Consider the following 20,150-nt stretch of genomic DNA (forward strand, 5'->3'; position numbering starts at 1 on the left):
GCGACAGCCGCTGTTCGACGGCGGCTGGCTTTCCACCAGGACCATGAGGATGGTCTCGTGCTGGGCACTGCTGAATCTCCGCATCATGAAATGCCGGGGCGTGCCGGAGCGATCCGGCACACCCCGGAGAGTGGATGTACGTGAGGTGGAGAGCCGGAACTAGTCGATCGGGACCGGCTCGGGGGGAACAGAAACCGTCGCCAGGGCCACGATGTCCTGGTCGGACAGCACACCGGCGTACACGCGCACGTCGTCGAGAAGGCCCGACAGGTGGTTCTCGAGCTCGCCGGTGTCAGTGCGGCGGCTGCGTCCGACGTTCAGCGGGCCGGTCGGCTGGAACACACCCGCGGCCGGTGCCAGGATCCCCGTCTCACTGCCGAGTCGCCTCCCCGACAGGTACATCTTGAGGGTGCGGGCCGGACCGTTGTAGACGGCCGTGACGTGTACCCATCCCGAGGGCCGTTCCGTGGAGAAGGAGGCGACGGAGCCGGGGGCGTTGAGCGTGTCGGTGCTGAGCATGCCGAAGTTCCAGGTTCCGGTCGGCTTTCCAACTTCCTGCCGAAACCAGACGCGCACAGCATCGCTCTTGGCTCCCGGCAGGGAGAACAAGGACAGGCTGTGGGCAAACTGGGTGTCTTCCAGGGTCGGGTAGTGGCTCGGGTCGAACCAGCCGGCGAGCGTGAAGCTTCCGTTCACGTCGACGGGCACGTTGGCCGTGCCGTGAGGCATCAGGGTTTCGTCCATCAGCAGCACGTTGGCATGGCCCGCGTCGCCCGTGTCCATGAAGGCGACTCCGCCGGACAAGGCCAGCGGCCGGTTTCTGCCAGAGGCGTCCGCCGCCACCATGGACCCTTCGGCGTCGTCCATGAGCCAGTTCGCCAGGAGTGCGGGCTGCATCTTGCCGGTGTTGGGGTCTTCCACGTTGACGACGGGCGTGAGCTCGCTCGGGAACACGGCCCGCTTCCAGACCTGTACGTGGTCGACATCGCCCCAGAGCTGCGGCGTGCCCCACCGACCGACCTCGAACGCCCCGGTCGACGCCCAGGGGGTTGTGAAGGGAGTCTCCGCGTTGAGGAGACCGTTGATGTAGAGGCGGATCTCCTTCGCGGTCGAGTCGTAAACACCCATCACGTGCGTCCATGCACCGACCACAGGAGGTCTGTCGGAAAGCGCGACCGCTACGGAGGTGGCGGTGTTCAGCTCGTCCGTGGCGTACCGGTTGAAGACCCACCGGTCGTAGCCGACCGAGTAGTAGAGCTGGAAGGCACCCACGGTCTTGCCCAACTGGGTGAGGACCGTGGTCTGCTTCTTGCTCTCCAGTTTCACCCACGCCGCGACGGTGAAGCTCTTGGTCGTGTCCAGCACGGGCCCTGTGGTCGCGTTGCCGGTCGAGGAGGCGTCGTCGAGGCCGGACTTGACGCGCGCCTTGTCCGCCCAGCTCGCCTGGCTGAGGGTCAGCGTGCGACCGTTGCCGCTCGAGTCGGCGGCTGTGGTGCCCGCGTTCTCGTCGAAGGACCAAGCGGCCACCGGGTCACTGCCCCGGGCCACCTTGAAGAGGTAGTCCGTCGCGGCGCTGCGGTTACCGGCGGCGTCGTACGTCTGCACGCGCAGCACGTTCGACAGACGCTTCTCCGGGACGATGGTCACTTGGTAGGAGCTGGTGTTCGTCGTGAAGACCTTGCTCTCGACCAGGACGCCGTTGAACCAGATGTCGTAGCGTCGGACGTCGTTCGCGCCGGCCTGGATCGTGAACAGACCCGGCATACCGACGCCGCCCTTCTCCGCGTCGCCCTCACAGCTCGTCCCGCCACAGGCAGGGTACGTCGAGGAGGAGATCACCGGCTTCGGGGGCGCCGTCACATCCACCTTGAAGAAGCAGCCGCCTCCGAAGGGACCGTCGATCATGGTGGATGTCGTGCCGTTGAACGTGTACTTGTACTCGTTCTCCGCGTAGAAGCTGTAGGTGTGCCCTGACACGAGCGTCGGGGTCGTCACCTCGGCGGCGACTCCCGACACGTTCCACTCCGAAGGCTTGAGCGTGGCGACCTTCGTGCCCGTCGTGTGGTCGTAGAGGTCGAAGGAGGGGCGCAGGCTGGCCTGGGCGCCGTCGTCGGACACCGGGGTCGCGGTCAGGCGAGGCGTCAGGTCGCGGATCAGCGGCGCGCTGCTCTCCGCGGAGCACGACAGGTTCGGGTCCTTCAGCTTCACGTACCTCGGCGGGTCGTCGAGCTTCGACACGTAGGTGATGGAGAGCCGCGGCATGCGCTCCTTGGTCATCTGCGGGTCGGTCGGGGACATGAACTGCTTCCATGCCAGCGGATCACTCTCGCTCGCCCGCAGGCCGAGCGTCGTCGTCGCCTGCATAGCTCCCGCCGTGCTGCTCACAGCCGGTGTGGCGTTGAACTCGACATCGCCGTCAGGACATGCGGACGAGTGCCCCTTGGCCACGTCCCTGCTCGAGACCCACTTCCACGTCAGCGGGGGCTCCGACTTGTCCGTCGTGGTCTTGGAGATCCCGTTGACCCGGTAGAGGTCGATGGTTTTCGGGTCACAGTTCGCAGACCAGATCTCATACGCGGTGAAATTCGCGTCGAGGATCTTCTTGCCCGCCACAGCCCGTGTGTCGAACTGGAAGAGAGACCTGACCTTCTTGTTGTCCACATAGGCGTCATAGCCGACACCCAAAGCGTGAGAGGTCCTCCAGAAGCTCGTATAGGGAAGGTTGGACCACAGGGTGGTCCAACCGGTCAGGTTGCCTCCGACGACCGGCGGGTCGATGACGACCGGATACGTCGTGTCGGGGTCCGTCAGAAAAGACTGGTCAGGGGTGACGGCCAGGAACTGGTCGGACATCGCCACGTCGACCTCGGCCGTGCGGACGCCCGGCTCCGCGACAGCGGCCTTCTCGGGCGCCTTCTCCAGCAGCTCGGCCGTGGGTTGCGCCGCCGCCCGGGCGCCCAATGGCGCGGCATCAGTCTTGGGCGATGCGGAGTCCCACATGAGCGCCGCACTGCTGTCGAACACCGGACGATTGTCCTGGCCGACCAGCGAGACGGCTCCGCTCTTTGAGGTCCTGAGCGTCAGGCCGTCCGTCTTCACGGGAAACGCGATGGAACGCAGCGCCGGGTCGGCGGCGGCTTCCCGAGTATGGACGACGAGGTGATGGGTGAAGCCGTCCGGACGGATGTGGACGACCAGGTCGACGTCCGGCTTCACCGACTCGTACACGGCGGACGCACCGGCTATGCGCGGGGCGGGAAGCGCCCACGGGGCGCCGAGTTCGAAGGTCTTCCCGGCGCTGGTGATGGTGGCCAGCGGGGCGCTGCCGCCACCGGACAGCTTGATGTCCTGCGCGGCCTTCGGGACCAGGCGTCCGTCAGCCTGCGGGACGAGATCGGTGTCGATCGGCGTCCACGCGCCGTTCTTGCGCACGCGCTCGGCCACGGGCGACGACTCAAGGGTGAAGGTGCCATCGCTGTTGGCCAGTACGCGGTTCGTCTCGCTGGTGAGCGAGGCCACCTCCACGCTGCGCCCTTCAGCCACAGCCTGCTGAGAAGCCTTCTGCTCGACCGAAGGAGCAGGCAGGCCGTCGTCCTCCCAGAACGCCTTACCCTGAGCCTCTGGCGAAGCGGGGCGACTGTCCAGGGAGGAAGGAACCTCCACATCGCCAGGCGATATCGCAGTGGCCGGAAGTGAGGTCAGCGAAACTCCCGCCAAGGCCAGGAAAACTCCAGCCGTCGCGGCCAAGCCGCATCTGCCCGCCATTCGGCGGCCCTGTCTACTCATTCATCACTCACACTTCTCAACGAGCAGGCTGATCACCTGCTCGACGGCGCATTCACATGAAGGCGCGCAAATCGAGGAGCGATGAAGACGAGGAGCGAAGCAACTTCCGGACATTCGAGCTCACGCGGGATCAGCTTCCAGGGAAACCGCAAACGTCGAACCACGAGAGGGACGAGCTCTTTCGAACCCCTCGATGGTTCCGCACCGGCACTGCCTCAATGGCATCGCCGAGCTCAGGCCTCGGCCTCGCTGGCCCTCACTCCCCCGCCCCCCCTCGGACGCTGACCACAGGAAACACGCAGATTCGAAGATCCTGTGAACACTGCACGAACCATAACCGCACAGGCACCCGATGGTCTAGACCCCCATACGTCATGTGAACTGCACAAACGACGGCATTGGCAGACCAATGGGGCGACCCGGCGAGATCGCCGCCGCACGGGTGCCACCCAGTCGCATCAACACAACTGAGGCTGCTGCAGTGGAGCTTCCGCAGGAAGACCAGCCAATCAGCGTGGCCATGGCCCGATCACCAAGGTGACACAGAGGTTCGTTGGACCCGGAGTTGGAAGGGTGGTGGCAGGTCTTCTCACTGGCCGTCTCGGCTGTTGCCGGGCGGCCACCTCGAAGCCTCCGATGGGACCCTTCTCCAGGCCGCTGGCCGCGAGCCCACCGAGGAGACCGGCATCCCGCCCCACGTCGTCACCCCACACAGCCAGACCTCCCTCCACATCGACGTTCACCCCATCGACGCCAACCCCGCCAAGGACGAGCCCGCCCACCAGCACTTCGACTTCCGCTTCCTCTTCCGCACCACCGCCGACATCGGCGAAATCCAGACCGAGGAGGTCTCCGACGCGGCCTGGCGCGACGTCGACGAGATCACCGACCCGCAGCTGCGGCACCGGATCGCCACAGCCCTCCTCGACGCGGACAGCGACGCCGCGATGAACGGCCAGCTCCCCCTCGCCGGCCCCTGGCCCCTCGCAGGCGAGTGAAGGACCGAGGGGACTGAGGATCGGAAGGCGAGGACTCTTCCGAGCATTCCGTTGAATGGCCCCGAGCAGCGAACGGCCGACACCACGAGATTTGGGTGTCGGCCGACGGCGCGAGCTCTCAGATGACCAGGAATGCTGGGGAGTCGACTTCAGTGAGGGGCTTCAGATGCCTACTGATCAGCCGGTCGGTGGTCGCGGATCCATTCCACGGCGGCTTCCTCCTCGGCCGGCAGCAGTGTGTCGATCGCGGGGCCGAGCCAGCGGAACCACTCACACTGGTCCGGAGTGAGCGGTCCTTCCGGCCTACGCCAGTCGCTCACGAACGCAAGCAGACGGGCTGCGAGGACGTCGGGGTCGAAGCCACCTTCAGGCTCCGCCTCCCACGGACCAACGCCTGTCACCGTGAACGGCAACCCCCCGCTGAACGGCTCGGCCACGACTACGCCGCCCGAGTCCTGCCGGACCTGCGTTCGCAAGATGTACTTCCAGTTGGTTTCCGGACGGCTGGAGGACCCATCGCTCGCCTGAACGCCACCCCAGGACGGGCTCGGCTCGGCCGTCAACCTCAGCAGCGCAGTTCCGCTGGGCTCCGCACCCTCCGCTGACTCAGCCGAAACCGAAATCTCATACACGTACTCGCGGAGAACCCCCTTGGCGCGGTGGTCATCCCTGATCGTGCGGTCGAGCCAATCGTTCATGGAGCCCCCAACTTGGCGTCACTTCGGTGGTGTTGTGATGCTTTGCCAGGGTGGCACACGCCGCTGACGCGCGTGGCTGCCCCCGAAATACCGGCGATTCTCATGGAAGGCTCGCGAATCCGGGTTGAGTGGACACTGAGTGGTCTCGCCCCCTAGATGATCACGGAACCGCCCGCCCGGTCTGTCCTCAATCGCCTCTACGGCTTCGGCAGCATCCGCGACCGGGCTCGCCAGGCACACTGTCAAACATCTCGACGCCCACAGACCTCCACCTCGGTCATCACCAAGCTCCGTCGTTTCCTCAACCAGGGCCAGGATCGGCAGCCGACACTCTCCGCATCATCGACCTCCCACCCTTGAGCAGCCCGGCGTTCGTGATCCGGCCCCGTCACCGCCCGAAGCGCTGACCCATCGGAGGCAAGGACCCCGGCCACGGCCGGGGTCCTTCGGCCTTCCAAGGCCCCCGATCGCCATACTGCAGCGACCGCAGCGGTCGGGAGCGTCCGCAGATCGCCTCACCTGTCGCACAGTGAGCCGGCACCGCTGCCGTGAACGATGCCCATGTGCACGGGCCGATGGCCAGCCTACGGAATGCGTTGCGGCTACTCTTCTGGCGTACGCCACAGAGCGTGCTGGCGGAGAGTGGGAAGCCACTGCAAAGGCAGCGCCTTGTGCTCCCGAAAGACCGCCGCGAGTGCAGTGACGGTCATCGCCTGAAGCTCACGAGCTCGTGCGTCCTGCCACGCTCGAGCGAGCGTGTCAAAGAGTTCAAGCACCAGAGGCGGCTGTACCCAGTAGAGGTTTTCCTCGGCAACGTTGTACGCGCTTTCGTGCACCTTCGGCTTCGGCGAAGCAAGGACACAGATGGAGTCGCCGGGCGCTACGGCGCCCTCTGTCTTCCCCGTGGTTCGCCGGTGGCCTCCAGCTTGCCGCGCCTGGTCCGCTCCAATCTCGCCAACATTCTTAGCCTGGTTCTTTGCTTCCCACACGACCCACCGGGCGCTGCCGAAGATCCACACGGCGTCCGGCTTGGCAGCCGTGCCATCCCGGGGATCTCCATAGCTCTTCCTCGCGCCAGCGAGGCGCCCGAGGTGGACCAGGCCGTCTTCGTACGGATCAGGATCTGTCTGCTGGAGACCCGCCCTGGTCGCTAGAGCGGCTTGGAAGGCTTCACTGAGCCTCTTTCATCCTGAATAGTCGCAGGTCAGCAGGGTGTGGATGGCTTGGACGGTGCGGCTGATGCGTCGGGTCGAGCAGCGTGCTCTGCGCATGATGCGCCAGGACTTCAGCTGAGCGGAGGCGCGTTCGCCGGGTGCCCGGAGTCTGGCGTGGTTGCGGTTGAACTCCTGTTAATGCGGAGGCTGTTCACGGTGGTGGTAGTACGGGGTACGGAAGGTGGCGCCGGCGCCCTGGTAAGCGCGGTCAGCGAGGACGAGGATCTGCCGGGGACAGGCTTGCACGATGCTGTGGGCTCGTGCCGCGGTCAGGTCGTGGGTGCGGCCGGGTGTCGCGCGGGAGAACCGGAGCGGGGTGCCGTCGGTCCGGGCGATGACCTGGACGTTCATGCCGTGCTTGCGGTGCTTGCGGTGCTTCATCGAGTAATACGGCTCGTCCGCGAAGCCGCCCTCGCTGAGGCGGGTGAGGGCTTCGTGCAGGCCGGGCGCCCAGCCGGCCAGAACGTCCAAGGTCTCGTCGACGTACCGCCAGGCGGTTGCCTGGGATATCCCGAAACCGGCTCCGAGCTGCGAGAACGTCTCGTTCTTCCGCAGGTACACCAGCGTGAGGAGCGCCTGCTGGAAGCAGCCGAGCTTGCGCCAGCGGGTATTGCGGGCTTGGCGGTGCTCGTGCAGCAGCCAGGCGACATGCTCGACGAGCTCGTGCGGGACGTCAAGCGTGGCAGGATACGGAACCACCAGGGCCCCTTCGGTCACCGGTGTGATGAGTGGAATCACCACGCCAACGACGAGGGGCCCTGTCTCGTCACCACACCCGCTGACCAGCCCATTTCACCCTCCAGCACAGAATGAAAGAGGCTCATTGAGTAGATCGGCCCCGAGACGCTCGAACCGCCTCGGGGCCCACCCGCGGCCTGGCCACGACGAAACCCGCCACCAGGAGGTGGCGGGCTTGTTTGCGTGGGTGATCGGCTACGAGTGGGTTCGACCTGCGCCACCGACCCGGGAAACCTCAGGTCGGAGAGTTCGATCGGCACGACCGGATGCTAAGCGGCCAGCTCCTGCTCGGCGCCCTTCGCCTCGGTCCAAGCCGCCACGAGTACCTGATAGATCCGCTGTTCGTCGGCGGTCAGTGCTCGCCGCTGTTCGCCGGCGCGGACCCACAGGGTGCGGATGGCATTGTTCAGGGCGTCGGGACTGGGAGTCTCTCTGTGGTGATCGGACATGGACACAAGGCTAGGCCGCGGACCTGACGAAGCCGGCACGCTGCGGGCGTGCGTTCCGCCACGCTGCCGCGATGACCAGGGGTGGCAAGCAGCCGAGAACGACATCCTTGGCCACACCATTGCGATCGGTAACCGAAACGCACCGGGTGCGAACGGAGTGCGGAATCCCACTCGCACCCCCGTCCCCGGACATATGGCCCCCGCTGCCGTGCGGCTGCCGACGCCCGCGCCTCCAGGACGACACGAGCATGGCCGGCCGACCGCCGGGGTCCAGCCGCTCCACGGTCTCGTGCCGCAGCGAGACTCCGACCGGCACGCCGCCGAGCAGCCCCGTCCACCGAGGGGGCGCCTTCGTGGGTTGCTACGACCGGCGTCTCACCTTCGCCTCACGGGCAGGCACACGAAGGCGCATAGATGTGCCCCATGACCTGCGACTTCAGCCACACCATGGACGTGTAACTACCTACATGGACGCCGGGTAAACTCTGTCCACGTGACTGCTGTGACTGCGAAGCCCCGCATCCCCAACGTTCTGGCCGGCCGCTACGCCTCCGCGGAGCTCGCCGTCCTCTGGTCCCCCGAGCAGAAGGTGAAGCTGGAGCGTCAGCTCTGGCTCGCCGTGCTGCGTGCGCAGAAGGACCTCGGGATCGAGGTTCCGGACGCCGCCCTCGCCGACTACGAGCGCGTTCTCGACCAGGTCGACCTCGGTTCCATCGCCGAGCGCGAGAAGGTCACCCGGCACGACGTGAAGGCCCGGATCGAGGAGTTCAACGCCCTCGCCGGCCACGAGCACGTCCACAAGGGCATGACCTCGCGCGACCTCACCGAGAACGTCGAGCAGCTCCAGATCCGCCTCTCCCTGGAGCTGATGCGGGACCGTACGGTCGCCGTCCTCGGCCGTCTCGGCAAGCTCTCCGCCGAGTACGCGGAGCTGGTCATGGCCGGCCGCTCGCACAACGTCGCCGCGCAGGCGACCACCCTCGGCAAGCGTTTCGCGACCGCGGCCGACGAGCTGCTCGTGGCGTACGGGCGGCTTGAGGAGCTGCTCGGCCGCTACCCGCTGCGCGGCATCAAGGGCCCGGTCGGCACCGCGCAGGACATGCTGGACCTGCTCGGCGGGGACGCGGGCAAGCTCGCGGACCTGGAGCAGCGGATCGCCGGTCACCTCGGCTTCGCGCACGCCTTCACCTCGGTCGGCCAGGTCTACCCGCGCTCGCTCGACTACGACGTGGTCACCTCGCTGGTGCAGCTGGCCGCCGCGCCGTCGTCGATCGCCAAGACGATCCGCCTGATGGCGGGCCACGAGCTGGTCACGGAGGGCTTCAAGCCCGGCCAGGTCGGCTCCTCGGCGATGCCGCACAAGATGAACACCCGCTCCTGCGAGCGTGTCAACGGCCTGATGGTCATCCTGCGCGGCTACGCGTCGATGACCGGCGAGCTCGCCGGCGACCAGTGGAACGAGGGCGACGTGTCCTGCTCCGTGGTCCGCCGCGTCGCCCTGCCGGACGCCTTCTTCGCGCTGGACGGCCTCCTGGAGACCTTCCTCACCGTGCTCGACGAGTTCGGCGCCTTCCCGGCCGTCGTCGCCCGCGAGCTCGACCGCTACCTGCCCTTCCTGGCGACCACCAAGGTCCTCATGGGCGCCGTGCGCGCCGGGGTCGGCCGCGAGGTCGCCCACGAGGCCATCAAGGAGAACGCCGTCGCCTCCGCCCTCGCCATGCGCGAGCAGGGCGCCGAGCGCAACGAGCTCCTCGACAAGCTGGCCGCCGACGACCGGATCCCGCTGGACCGGGCGCAGCTCGACGAGCTGATGGCGGACAAGCTGTCCTTCACGGGCGCCGCCGCCGACCAGGTCGCGGTCGTGGTCTCCCGTATCGAGGAGATCCTCAAGCAGCACCCCGAGGCCGCCGCCTACACCCCCGGCGCGATCCTCTGACCGGGACTCCCCGGTTCACTCAGCAGGAGCTGGAGGCCGCCCGCGACCGCGTCGTTCCCGACGTGGCCGCGGGCGGCCTTTCCGTGCTCTTCTGCGGGATCAACCCGGGGCTCATGACGGCGGCGACGGGCCACCACTTCGCCCGTCCCGGCAACCGCTTCTGGCCGGTGCTCCACCTGTCCGGGTTCACCCCGCGGCAGCTGCGGCCCGACGAGCAGGAGGAGCTCCTGTCGTACGGGCTCGGGATCACGAACGTGGCGGCGCGGGCGACCGCGCGGGCCGACGAGCTGAGCCGGGAGGAGTACCGCGAGGGCGGGCGGATCCTGGTCGAGAAGGTGGAGCGGCTCGCGCCGCGGTGGCTCGCGGTCGTCGGTGTCACGGCGTACCGGACGGCCTTCGGCGAGCCGAAGGCGGCCATCGGGCCGCAGGAGCGGGTGATCGGCTCCACCCGGGTCTGGGCGCTGCCGAACCCGAGCGGTCTCAACGCCCACTGGACGGCGGCGACGATGGCCGAGGAGTACGCCAGGCTGCGGGAGGCCGCGCGGGCGACCGGTCCGTGAGCCGGGCCCTACGCCCGGGGCGGATCCGCGGTGGTCACCAGGGCGAGCAGCTGGAGCGGCAGCTCCTTGTCCCACTGGGAGACGCCCAGACCGATCCACCGCTCGCCGTCCCGCCACAGGATCAGCTCCGGGGTGTGGGCGCAGAGGGTGCCCCAGGGCTCCGGTAAGGACCCACCGGCCAGGCTCCGCTCCAGGACGGGCCAGAGGTCCAGCTCCGTCGGCGGGCCCCAGCGGGCGGTGAGCAGGGCGGCCAGCCCGTCCCGTTCCGCTTCGTACTGCTCCTCGGCGAGCGCCCGGCGGGTGCCGTCGTCCTCCCAGAAGTCCTCGCTCGTCGCGAGCTCCGCCAGGTGGAAGCCCGGAGCGCCCTCGGGACCGCCGGAGGGGCGGGCGCGGAGCTCGTCGATCGTCGCCAGGTGACGTGCCGTGGTCATGAGGCCAGTAAAGCGGCCGGCACTGACAGTTGGCGGCGCGTCAGGCGGTCCGGCGGGGGTTCGGTGGGCGTCCGGCGGGCGCGGTCCGGGGGCGGCACTCGCCGCACCCCGGACCATTGAGTACCATCCGCCGAAGAGGTGCACGAGCTGGGAGGACACACTGTGGGGCGGCTGACCGGCGGGGATCCGTCTCTGCTGCGGCGGATCAACTCCGCGGTGGTACTTCATGCCCTGAGGGGCGCCGACGCGCCGACACTCACGGATCTGACCCGGATCACGGGTCTGTCGCGGCCGACGGTCGAAGGCGTCGTCGAAGGGCTCATGGAGGGCGGGCTCGTCGTCGAGTCGGCTCCCGAGGAGGGCGAGGCCCGGCGCCAGGGGCGTCCGGCACGGAGGTTCCGCTTCCGCGCGGAGGCCGGCCATCTCCTCGGCATCGAGATCGGCCCGCACCGCGTGGCCGCCCTGCTCTCGGGTCTGGACGGCCGGATCATCGGCGCCGGGTCCCGCGAGGTGTCGGAGACGGCCCCCGAGGACGAGCGTCTGGACAAGGTGCGCACGGTCGTCGCCGACGTGCTGCGCAGGGCCGGGGTCGCCCGGTCCAATCTGCGGGCCGTCGGCGTCGGGACGCCCGGCATCGTGGAGGCCGACGGCACCGTCCGCCTCGGCACGGCGCTGCCCGGCTGGACGGGCCTCGCGCTCGGCGAGCGGCTGCGCCGCTCCTTCCGCTGCCCGGTGATCGTCGAGAACGATGCGAACGCGGCGGCGGTGGCCGAGCACTGGAAGGGCGCCGCGACCGACTCGGACGACATCGTCTTCGTCCTCGCGGGGCTGAGCCCGGGCGCCGGTTCGCTGATCGGCGGCCGGCTGCACCGCGGCTACGGCGGGGCGGCCGGGGAGATCGGCGCCCTGCACCTGCTGGGCCGCGGGGTCACCCCCGAGCACCTCCTGTCGACCACCGACGAGCCGCTGCATCCGCTGGACGAGCAGGCGGTCGCCGAGGTCTTCGCGCTGGCGCGCAAGGGCGACGCGCGGGCGGAGGCGGCGGTGGACCGGTTCATCCAGCGGCTCGTGCACGACGTCGCGGCGCTGGTCCTGGCGATCGACCCCGAGCTCGTGGTCGTCGGCGGCTGGGCCGCCGGGCTCGACGGCGTCCTCCCGCCGCTCCGCGAGGAGCTGGCGCGCTTCTGCCTGCGGCCGCCGCGCGTGGTGCTCTCGCTGCTCGGCGAGGCCGCCGTGGGCACGGGTGCGCTGCGGCTGGCCCTGGACCACGTCGAGGAGCAGCTCTTCGCGGTCGACGGAACGGTGACGGCCCGCCGCTGAACCGCCGGAGTGGCGGTCCCTCGACGGGCCGTCGCGCGGAGCGCGGGGTGTCAGGAGGCCATGACCAGGTCGACCGAGTCGCCGAAGGTGAGGCGGCAGGTGTCGGCGCGGTAGGTGGCGACCGAGACGGCTGCGGTGCGCCCCTCGGAGAGGTAGCGGGTCGTCACGACGAGGACGGGCGCGCCCGGCAGCCGGTCGAGCTCCTTGGCGTCGTCGGCGCGGGCGGAACCGAGCTCCACTGAGCGGTCCTGGCCGTCGAGGGCGAGGTGCTGGAGCTCGCGGAGCACCGTACGGGCGCGGGCGGGGCCCACGGGGGCGTCGATGGCGCTGAGGCCCGGCACCGAGGAGGCCGGCACGTACAGCAGCTCGGCGGCGACCGGCTGGCCATGGGTGACGCGGATGCGGCGCACGACGTGCACCCGCTCGTCCGCGGCGGTCTCCAGGACGCGCGCGACGGCGGCCGGGGCCACGTCGCTGGCGGAGTCCTGGGACTCCCAGGTCTCGTCGCCGACGCCGGGCCAGGCGTGCTGGGCGGTGGAGACGTCCACGCCGACGCGCGGCGGGGCGACCGTGGTGCCGACGCCCCGGCGGCGCTGGAGGCGGCCCTCCAGCTCCAGCTGCTCCAGGGCCTGGCGGAGCGTGGCCCGGGCAACGCCGAAGCGCGCCGCGAGCTCCCGCTCGTTGGGCAGGATCTCTCCGACGGCGAAGTCCGAGTCGAGCGCTTCGCCGATCACTGTCTTGAGGTGCTGGTACTTCGGCTCCGGTACCGTTTCCAGCTGCGTGGTCCCCACCCTGATCCTCCGCAATTCGCCGTGTCCCGCGGCGTTTTTCCGCGCCCTTGTTTATTAAAGGTTCCTGCACTAACTCTGTGACCATAAGGCGAGCCACCCCCTTGGTCAAGACCAATCCTCCGCCAAACGGCCCCGAATGTGACCCTCTGACCTAGATCGTTCACAGGACGTTCGCGCCCCCGTGAGCCCTGCGCAGCAATGCGCAGCAAAAGGCCCCGCCACCCGGGGACGGGAGGCGGGGCGGTACCGCGGTGCTCGCCGGGGGTCAGGGGCCGGCGAGGCCCTGGAGCTTGTCGGGGTTCCGGATGATGTAGACGCACTGGACGCGCCCGTCGCGCACCTCGACCTGGAAGACCGAGTCCGGCCTGCCGTCCACGAAGGCGATCACGGCGGGAGCGCCGTTGAGCTCGGCGAAGCGGTACTCGTAGACGGTCTCCACTCCCGTCGCCACGCCCCGGAAGAAGCGGCCGATCTTGTCGGCGCCCTCGATGATCCGCAGCGGGGCCTTGGACTTGCCGCCGCTGTCGCCGACGAGGCGCGCGTCCGGGGCGAGGAGGGCGAGGAGCTCGCCGAGGTCGCCGCCGGAGGCGGCGGAGAGGAAGCGCTCGGTGAGGTCCCGGCGCTCGGTCGGGTCGACGTCGTACCGCGGCTTGCCCTCGTCGACGTGGCGCCGGGCCCGGCCCGCGAGCTGGCGCACGGCCGCCTCGGAGCGGTCGAGCGCGGTGGCGATCTCGCCGAAGGGGAAGCCGAAGGCCTCGCGCAGCACGAAGACGGCCCGCTCCAGGGGGGAGAGGGCCTCCAGGACGACGAGGACCGCCAGCGAGACGGAGTCGGCGAGGAGGGCGCGCTCGGCGGTGTCGGGGGCGGTGGGGCCGAAGTCGGTGACGACGGGCTCGGGCAGCCACGGGCCGACGTAGGACTCGCGGCGCGCCTGGGCCTGCCGCAGCCGGTCGATGGCGAGCCGGGTGGTGGTCCGTACGAGGAAGGCGCGCGGCTCGCGGACGGCGGCGCGGTCCTGGGCGGTCCAGCGGAGCCAGGCCTCCTGGACGACGTCCTCGGCGTCGGCGGCACGCCCGAGCATCCGGTAGGCGACGCCGAGGAGCATCTTGCGGTGTTCCTCGAAGACGTCGGTCAGGGTGTCGCCGGTCAGGACGTCGTCGGCCAGGACGTCGGTCGGCGTGGTCGGGATATCGGAGGGCACACGTCCATCCCAGCCGACCGTCACCGTCCTGTCCAGTTTCCGCCCCTGGGTCTTGAACTCCTCGCTACTGGTCGGTACTTCTTGCCGCCGAGCCGCCCGAAGAGCATCAGGGGGCGTCCGCGCCGAGCACGCCCTGCCCGCCGCCCGGCTCGTGCGGCTGCCCGGCTGCGGTCACGTGCCCATGAACGACGACCCGGCTCTCGCCGCCCGCGTGCTCCTGGACGGCAGCCGCCGAGCTCCGGCGCGTGAACAGACCGGTGCCCAGGGCCGCCCCGGCGCCCACGAGGAGGCTGCCGGCCGCCTGCGGGAGGCCGAAGGCGGCGCCCGCGACGACGGCGGCGCTCAGCGCGGCGGCGACCGGGATCGCCCCGGTGTAGAGGGTGGCCCGCTCCATGCCGATCCGCTGGACGCCCATGTAGAAGAGGACGAATCCGACGACCGTGGCCAGGGCGGCCTGCCAGACCAGGGCGCCCGTCTCCACGGCCGTCGGCGTCCGGACGAACGCGGCCCCGTCGACGGCCAGGCCGAGGAGTGTCGCCTCGACCGCGCCGACCCCGCACACGGCGGCGGTCAGCAGCTTCGGCCCGAGCAGACGCAGCACCGGCACGGCGAGCACGGTGAACCCCACCTCGCCCGCGAGCGCCGCCACCGACCAGCCGATGCCGGCCAGGTCCGTCCGCCCCCAGCCCTGCACGGTGAAGGCGCCCGCGGCGACGAGCAGGGCCCCGTACAGGACGGCGGGGGCGGGCTTGCGGCCGTCGGCCAGGGGGACGAGGACGGCGACGACGACCGGGGCGCAGCCGACCAGGACACCGGGGACGGCCGGTTCGGCGGTCCGCTCGGCGGCGAGCACCGCGAGGTTGAAGCCGACCATGCCGACGCCCGCGACCGCGCCGAGTCGCAGCCAGTGGCGGAGCGTCAGGGTCCGGAGCGGGGCGAGGCCGCCGCGACCGAGCAGCGGGAGCAGGAGCAGACAGGCGGCCGCGTAGCGCAGTGCCTGTCCGCCCGCGTACGGATAGGCGCCGAGGAGGCTGTTCGCGGTGAAGGAGGCGCCCACCAGGGCGTAGGCGAGGGTCACGAGGAGGACGCCGCGCAGGGAGTTCGCGTTCATGGTCCCGACGCTAGGAAGCGGGGCGGTCCCGGTTAAGGGCCACTTTCCCCGCGCCATCGGGGACCACTTCGGCTCCTCTTCCGTTCCTCTTCGACTCCTCCTCCCTTCTTCGCCCGTTCCTCGCTCGTTCCTCGTCTTGGTGCGGGGCGTGTCACCCTTGATCTCCGCACGTCAGGAACTCGTCAAGACGTGCAGGGCAGGGGGTGGAGGGTCCGTGTCGGAGAGGGAGCCGGCCGAGGGGTACCTGGAGGGGTACGCCGAGATGCTGACGGGCGTGTGCGCGGCGGGCCGCAGGCTCACCCGCGACGAGCGCGAGGCCCTGCGCTCCGGGGGCGAGCGGGCCGCGGAGGCGGGCGTCGGCCTGCGGGTCCTCGTCCGCGCCCATCTGTCGGCCGCGCAGCGGGTCCTTCCGGACGTGCCGCACTCCGCCGTCCGTGATCTGCTGAGCGCCGTGGAGCAGGCCGTCGACGCCCTCGCCGAAGGGCACGAGCGGGCGCAGCGCCTGGCGATACGCCAGGAGGAGGCCGCGCGGCGGGAGTTCGTCGACGACCTCCTCTACGGGCGCAGCGACCTGGGGAGGCTCGCCGAGCGCGCGGTGCGCTTCGGGCTGCTCCTGTCGCACGCCCATGCCGTGGCCGTGGCGCGGGGCCCGGAGCCGTACGACGACGGCTGCGCGGTCACGCGGGCCGTCGAGTCCTCGCTCTTCGCCCGCTTCGGCGACCGCCGGATCCTGCTCACCACCAAGGACGGGCGGCTGATCTGCCTGGCCCCGGCGGACGAGCCCGAGGTGCTCGCCCACTTCGCCAAGCAGGCGTACGCGGCGACCGACGGCGGCCAGGTCGCCGTCGGCCGCGCGCACCCGGGCGCCGGCGGCGTCGTCCACTCGTACGAAGAGGCCCTCAACGCCCTCGACCTCGCCACCCGCATGGACCTGGACGACCCGGTCCTCCACGCCGCGGACCTCCTCGTCTACCCGGTCCTCGCCCGCGACCGGCAGGCCATGGCTGATCTCGTCCACACCGTCCTGGGCCCGCTCCAGCAGGCGCGCGGCGGCCCGAAGCCGCTGCTCGACACCCTCGCCGCGTACTTCGACACCGGCTGCGTCACCGCGCAGGCCGCCCGCCGTCTCAGCCTCAGCGTGCGGGCCATGACGTACCGCCTCGACCGCATCCACCGTCTGACGGGCTCGGATCCCGGCGACCCGGTCCAGCGCTACACCCTCCAGACGGCCGTCGTCGGTGCCCGGCTCCTCGGCTGGCCCGACCGGCCGCTGTGACGGCATCAAGAACGCGTAAAGACTGCCGGGATCCGGAAATGAACAGGCGTGCTGTTCCGTGAAAACCTCCTCGTAGGGGCCGAACAGGGCCGTACGGGACGGGGTGGCGCGCATGGGGTGGTTTCTGGGTCTCGGCAGCGCGGGCCTCGTCCTGCTGGCTCTCTCCCTGATCTTCGACGGCGTCCTCGAAGGGATCGCCGACTCGTTCGGCGGCGGCCTGGCCGGCGGGCTCGACGGGCTCCTCTCGCTGCCGGTGATCGCCGGATTCGTCTCCGCCCTGGGGTTCACGGGGGCCATCGCGACGGGCGCCGCGGGCGCCGGGCCCCTGGCCGCGACCCTCACGGGCGTCGCCGTGGGCGCCCTCGTGGCCTGGCTCACCTGGCGGTTCAGCCGGGCGCTGCTCCGGGACGGCGCGGCGCCGGCCCCGCGGGGCGAGGACCTGACGGGTACGTCGGGTGCGGTGGTCACGGCGATTCCCGCCGGAGGCTACGGCGAGGTCCTGCTGCATCTGGGCGGGCAGCCGGTCAAGTACGCGGCGAAGGCCGCGGAGCCGGTGGCGCGGGGCGCCGAGGTGTGGGTGGAGTCCGTGCTGTCGCCGACGTCGGTGACCGTCCGCCCCGTCGAGCGCTGACCCCCCTCCCCCGCCGCCCTTCACGTTTCTTCCATCCCAGGAGAGTTCACCATGAGTCCTGTTCTGGCCGCCGTCGTGGGCATCGTCGTCCTCGTCGTGCTCCTCGGCCTCGCCGTCGTCACCCGCTACAAGGTCGCCGGGCCCAGCGAGGCGTTCATCATCACGGGCCGGCGCGGCAAGCAGGCGACCGATCCCGCCACCGGCCGGGTGTTCACCGACAACAGCGGCCAGAAGGTCGTGGTCGGCGGCGGAGTGTTCGTCGTGCCGTTCGTGCAGCAGAAGTTCACCCTCGACCTGTCGAGCCGGCACATCCCGGTCGCGGTACGCGGCGCGGTCACCCTGCGCGGGGTGAAGGCCAACCTGGAGGGCGTCGCGATCGTCAAGGTCGGCGGCACCGAGGACTCGATCCGGGCGGCCGCGCAGCGGTTCCTCATGCAGCAGGACGGCATCGTCGGCTTCACCCAGGAAGTGCTGTCCGGCGCGCTGCGGTCCATCGTCGGCCGCATGTCGGTCGAGGACATCATCCGGGACCGCGCGGCCTTCGCCGGGCAGGTCGCCGAGGAGGCCGAGGCCAGCCTGTCCGGGCAGGGCCTGGTCCTCGACGCCTTCCAGATCCAGGACATCACCACCGAGGGCTCCTACCTGGAGGACCTCGGGCGCCCCGAGGCCGCCCGGGCCAAGCAGGAGGCGGACATCGCCGAGGCCGTCGCCCGCCGGGCCGCCGAACAGGCCCGGCTGAAGGCGGAGGAGGAGATCGCGATCGCACAGCGGACCCTCTACCTGAAGCAGGCCGAGATCAAGGCCCAGACCGACGAGGCCGCTGCCCAGGCGAACGCGGCCGGACCGCTCGCCGACGCCGCCCGGCAGCAGGACATCCTGGCCGAGCAGGAGAAGGTCGCCGCCCGCCAGGCCGCGCTCACCGACCGCCAGCTCGACACGCAGGTCCGCAAGCCCGCCGACGCCGCCCGCTACCAGGCCGAGCAGGAGGCGGAGGCGCGCCGTATCGGCCTGGTCAAGGAGGCCGAGGCGGACGCCCAGCGGGCCAGGCTCACCGGTGAGGGCGAGAAGGCCCACCGCGCGGCGCTCGCCGACGCCGTACGCATCGAGGGCGAGGCGCAGGCCGCGGCCATCGCGGCGCGGGGCTCCGCCGAGGCCGAGGCGATGGAGAAGAAGGCCGACGCCTTCGCACGGTACGGCGACGCCGCCGTCCTCCAGATGGTCGTCGAGGTCCTGCCGCAGGTCGTCGCCAAGGCGTCCGAGCCGCTCGCGGCCGTCGACAAGATGACGGTCATCTCCACGGACGGGGCGAGCCGGCTGACCCGTACCGTCACCGACAACGTCGCCCAGGGCATGGAGCTCCTCTCCTCCACGACCGGCGTCGACCTCGCCCAGCTCCTCCAGGGCCTCACGCAGCGGAAGCCCGTACCGGCGCCGACCGTGCCGTCCGACGACGGATCGATCGAGATCAACGGCTAGGCCGTCCTGACCGCGGCCCTCGGCAGGTGGCGGAGGGCGAAGGCGCCGAGTACGGCGTGGAGGACGGCCGCGACGACTGCGGCGGTGTGCAGACCGGTGACGAAGGCCGACTTCGCGTCGTCGACGACGACGGGTACGAGGCCGGGGATCCGGAGCGTCTCGGGGAGGGTCCCGGCGAGGTCGGGGCCCTGCACCCGGAAGACGAGGGCCGCCAGCGAGCCGAGGAGCGCGATGCCGAGGGCATTGCCGAGCTCGTTGCCGGTCTCGGCGATCGCCGCCGCGGCCCCGGCGCGTTCCGCCGGGACCGCGGCGATGGCGGTGTCGGCGACGACGCTGAAGGAGATGCCGTATCCGGCGCCGGCGACGACGGTGGAGGCGACGTACCAGCCGATGCCGCCGGAGACGCCGGTGGCCGGCAGCAGGAGGAGGCCCGCGGCGATGAGGAAGTGGCAGGTGACGAGTGCGGCCCGGGTCCCGACCCGCGCGGCGAACGCCGGGGTGACGACGCAGGTGACGGTGAGCACCGCGGCGCCGGGCAGCGCGACGAGAGCGGCGTCGAGGACGGTCAGCCCCAGGACCGACTGGAGGTAGACGCCGCCGAGGTAGGCCACCGCCGACCACGCGGCCAGCGGCAGGAACCCGGTGACGGCCGCGATCGCGAACACCCGGTCGCGGAAGAGGCGGAAGTCGATCAGCGGGTGTTCGAGGCGCAGTTGGCGCCGGACGAACCGCCCCAGGGTGACGAGCCCGACCGCCCCCGCGACCACCGATGTCGCCGTCGGCCCGTCCGCGGCGGCGGACTTGACCGCGTAGACGGTGAGCAGGATGCCCAGCGCGGAGAGCGGAACGCTCAGGACGTCGACGCGACCGCTCCCGGTGGGGCGCACCTCGCGGAGCAGGACCGGGGCCAGGACCAGGAAGAGGAGGACGACGGGGAGATTCACGAGGAAGACCGACCCCCACCAGAAGCTGCTCAGCAGCCGTCCGCCGACGACCGGACCGATCGCGAAGCCGGCGGCGAAGGTGGCCGCGAAGACGCCTATCGCCCGAGCCCGCCGGCGCGGGTCGGGGAAGAGTTCGCCGAGGACCGCCAGCGCCGACGGCAGCAGCGTCGCACCGGCGACACCCATCAACGCCCGGAAGGCGATGAGCAGTTCCGGCCCGGGGGCGAAGGCCGCTCCCGCCGAGGCCGCGCCGAACACCGCCGCCCCGGTCATCAGGAGCCTCAGCCGCCCGTACCGGTCGCCGATGTTCCCGAAGGCGATGAGCAGGGACCCGACGGCGAATCCGTAGACGTCGAGGATCCACAACGCCTGACCGGCGGTGGGCGACAGGGCCTCGGAGACCGAGGGCATCGCCAGGAACAGGACCGAGCCGTCCATCGCGACCAGCAGCACCGGGCCGAGTACCACCAGCAGACCGAGCCGGGCCCGCAGCCCGGAGGAGGGGGAGACACGCTGTGCGTCCATGTGTCGTGTGTTCATGCGTCCGACGGTGCGGTGCCGGCCGCGCGGCAACCATCCCCGTGGCGTGG

The 20,150-nt window shown here is 70.5% G+C and carries 15 protein-coding genes and 1 pseudogene; 7 read left to right on the forward strand and 9 right to left on the reverse strand.

Going from position 1 to position 20,150, the window contains the following annotated elements; all coding sequences use genetic code 11:
- Positions 1-159 precede the first annotated feature (159 nt).
- Positions 160-3,519: a LamG-like jellyroll fold domain-containing protein gene (locus ACFC0G_RS04190; protein ID WP_376396894.1), complete on the reverse strand. Its 3,360-nt coding sequence runs from the start codon at positions 3,517-3,519 to the stop codon at positions 160-162.
- A gap of 665 nt (positions 3,520-4,184) precedes the next feature.
- On the opposite strand from ACFC0G_RS04190, the gene ACFC0G_RS04195 reads away from it, so the two are divergent.
- Positions 4,185-4,784, forward strand: a complete 600-nt coding sequence (locus tag ACFC0G_RS04195) for an NUDIX hydrolase (protein WP_376396897.1) — start codon at positions 4,185-4,187, stop codon at positions 4,782-4,784.
- Between the two features lie 170 nt (positions 4,785-4,954).
- Here the strand turns inward: ACFC0G_RS04195 and ACFC0G_RS04200 are convergent, their stop codons facing one another.
- The 3 genes and pseudogenes from ACFC0G_RS04200 to ACFC0G_RS04210 form a co-directional block, all read right to left on the reverse strand.
- Positions 4,955-5,482, reverse strand: a complete 528-nt coding sequence (locus ACFC0G_RS04200; RefSeq protein ID WP_376396898.1) for a hypothetical protein — start codon at positions 5,480-5,482, stop codon at positions 4,955-4,957.
- A gap of 1,184 nt (positions 5,483-6,666) precedes the next feature.
- Positions 6,667-7,437, reverse strand: a pseudogene (locus ACFC0G_RS04205) (transposase family protein).
- Positions 7,438-7,703: 266 nt separating this feature from the next.
- Positions 7,704-7,883 (reverse strand): hypothetical protein, encoded by a 180-nt coding sequence (locus tag ACFC0G_RS04210; RefSeq protein ID WP_376396901.1) that lies wholly within the window; start codon positions 7,881-7,883, stop codon positions 7,704-7,706.
- 493 nt (positions 7,884-8,376) lie between these two features.
- Between ACFC0G_RS04210 and purB the strand changes: the two genes are divergently transcribed.
- On the forward strand, positions 8,377-9,819 hold the full coding sequence (purB, locus tag ACFC0G_RS04215) for an adenylosuccinate lyase (RefSeq protein WP_376396904.1): 1,443 nt from the start codon (positions 8,377-8,379) through the stop codon (positions 9,817-9,819).
- A gap of 62 nt (positions 9,820-9,881) precedes the next feature.
- A complete protein-coding gene (mug, locus tag ACFC0G_RS04220) occupies positions 9,882-10,379 on the forward strand; it encodes a G/U mismatch-specific DNA glycosylase (RefSeq protein ID WP_376396907.1) in 498 nt (165 codons plus the stop codon).
- Between the two features lie 8 nt (positions 10,380-10,387).
- Here the strand turns inward: mug and ACFC0G_RS04225 are convergent, their stop codons facing one another.
- A complete protein-coding gene (locus ACFC0G_RS04225; protein WP_376396910.1) occupies positions 10,388-10,810 on the reverse strand; it encodes a hypothetical protein in 423 nt (140 codons plus the stop codon).
- Between the two features lie 162 nt (positions 10,811-10,972).
- Between ACFC0G_RS04225 and ACFC0G_RS04230 the strand changes: the two genes are divergently transcribed.
- Positions 10,973-12,130 (forward strand): ROK family transcriptional regulator, encoded by a 1,158-nt coding sequence (locus tag ACFC0G_RS04230; RefSeq protein ID WP_376396913.1) that lies wholly within the window; start codon positions 10,973-10,975, stop codon positions 12,128-12,130.
- A gap of 50 nt (positions 12,131-12,180) precedes the next feature.
- Here the strand turns inward: ACFC0G_RS04230 and ACFC0G_RS04235 are convergent, their stop codons facing one another.
- The 3 genes from ACFC0G_RS04235 to ACFC0G_RS04245 all read right to left on the reverse strand — a co-directional run bounded on the left by ACFC0G_RS04235 (position 12,181) and on the right by ACFC0G_RS04245 (position 15,233).
- Positions 12,181-12,921, reverse strand: coding sequence for a GntR family transcriptional regulator (locus ACFC0G_RS04235; RefSeq protein ID WP_376396915.1), 741 nt, complete (start codon positions 12,919-12,921; stop codon positions 12,181-12,183).
- Positions 12,922-13,186: 265 nt separating this feature from the next.
- A complete protein-coding gene (locus tag ACFC0G_RS04240) occupies positions 13,187-14,071 on the reverse strand; it encodes an RNA polymerase sigma-70 factor (protein ID WP_376397289.1) in 885 nt (294 codons plus the stop codon).
- Between the two features lie 157 nt (positions 14,072-14,228).
- Complete coding sequence (locus ACFC0G_RS04245; protein ID WP_376396918.1) at positions 14,229-15,233, reverse strand: EamA family transporter; 1,005 nt, start codon at positions 15,231-15,233, stop codon at positions 14,229-14,231.
- A gap of 262 nt (positions 15,234-15,495) precedes the next feature.
- Here ACFC0G_RS04245 and ACFC0G_RS04250 point away from each other — a divergent pair, with 262 nt between their 5' ends.
- The 3 genes from ACFC0G_RS04250 (at position 15,496) to ACFC0G_RS04260 (ending at position 18,616) form a co-directional block, all read left to right on the forward strand.
- Complete coding sequence (locus ACFC0G_RS04250; RefSeq protein ID WP_376397292.1) at positions 15,496-16,509, forward strand: PucR family transcriptional regulator; 1,014 nt, start codon at positions 15,496-15,498, stop codon at positions 16,507-16,509.
- A 112-nt stretch (positions 16,510-16,621) separates the two neighbouring features.
- The gene (locus ACFC0G_RS04255; protein WP_376396921.1) at positions 16,622-17,140 is read left to right on the forward strand and encodes a hypothetical protein; all 519 of its coding nucleotides are present in this window, start codon (positions 16,622-16,624) and stop codon (positions 17,138-17,140) included.
- A 51-nt stretch (positions 17,141-17,191) separates the two neighbouring features.
- Entirely contained in the window at positions 17,192-18,616 is a 1,425-nt protein-coding gene (locus ACFC0G_RS04260; protein WP_376396923.1) for a flotillin family protein, read from the forward strand.
- Here ACFC0G_RS04260 and ACFC0G_RS04265 read toward each other — a convergent pair.
- Positions 18,613-20,100: an MFS transporter gene (locus tag ACFC0G_RS04265; protein WP_376396926.1), complete on the reverse strand. Its 1,488-nt coding sequence runs from the start codon at positions 20,098-20,100 to the stop codon at positions 18,613-18,615. The two genes, ACFC0G_RS04260 and ACFC0G_RS04265, sit on opposite strands and share 4 nt — an antisense overlap.
- Positions 20,101-20,150 lie beyond the last annotated feature (50 nt).

The organism is Streptomyces sp. NPDC056169 (assembly GCF_042268445.1).
In the GTDB taxonomy this organism is placed as follows: Bacteria; Actinomycetota; Actinomycetes; order Streptomycetales; family Streptomycetaceae; genus Streptomyces.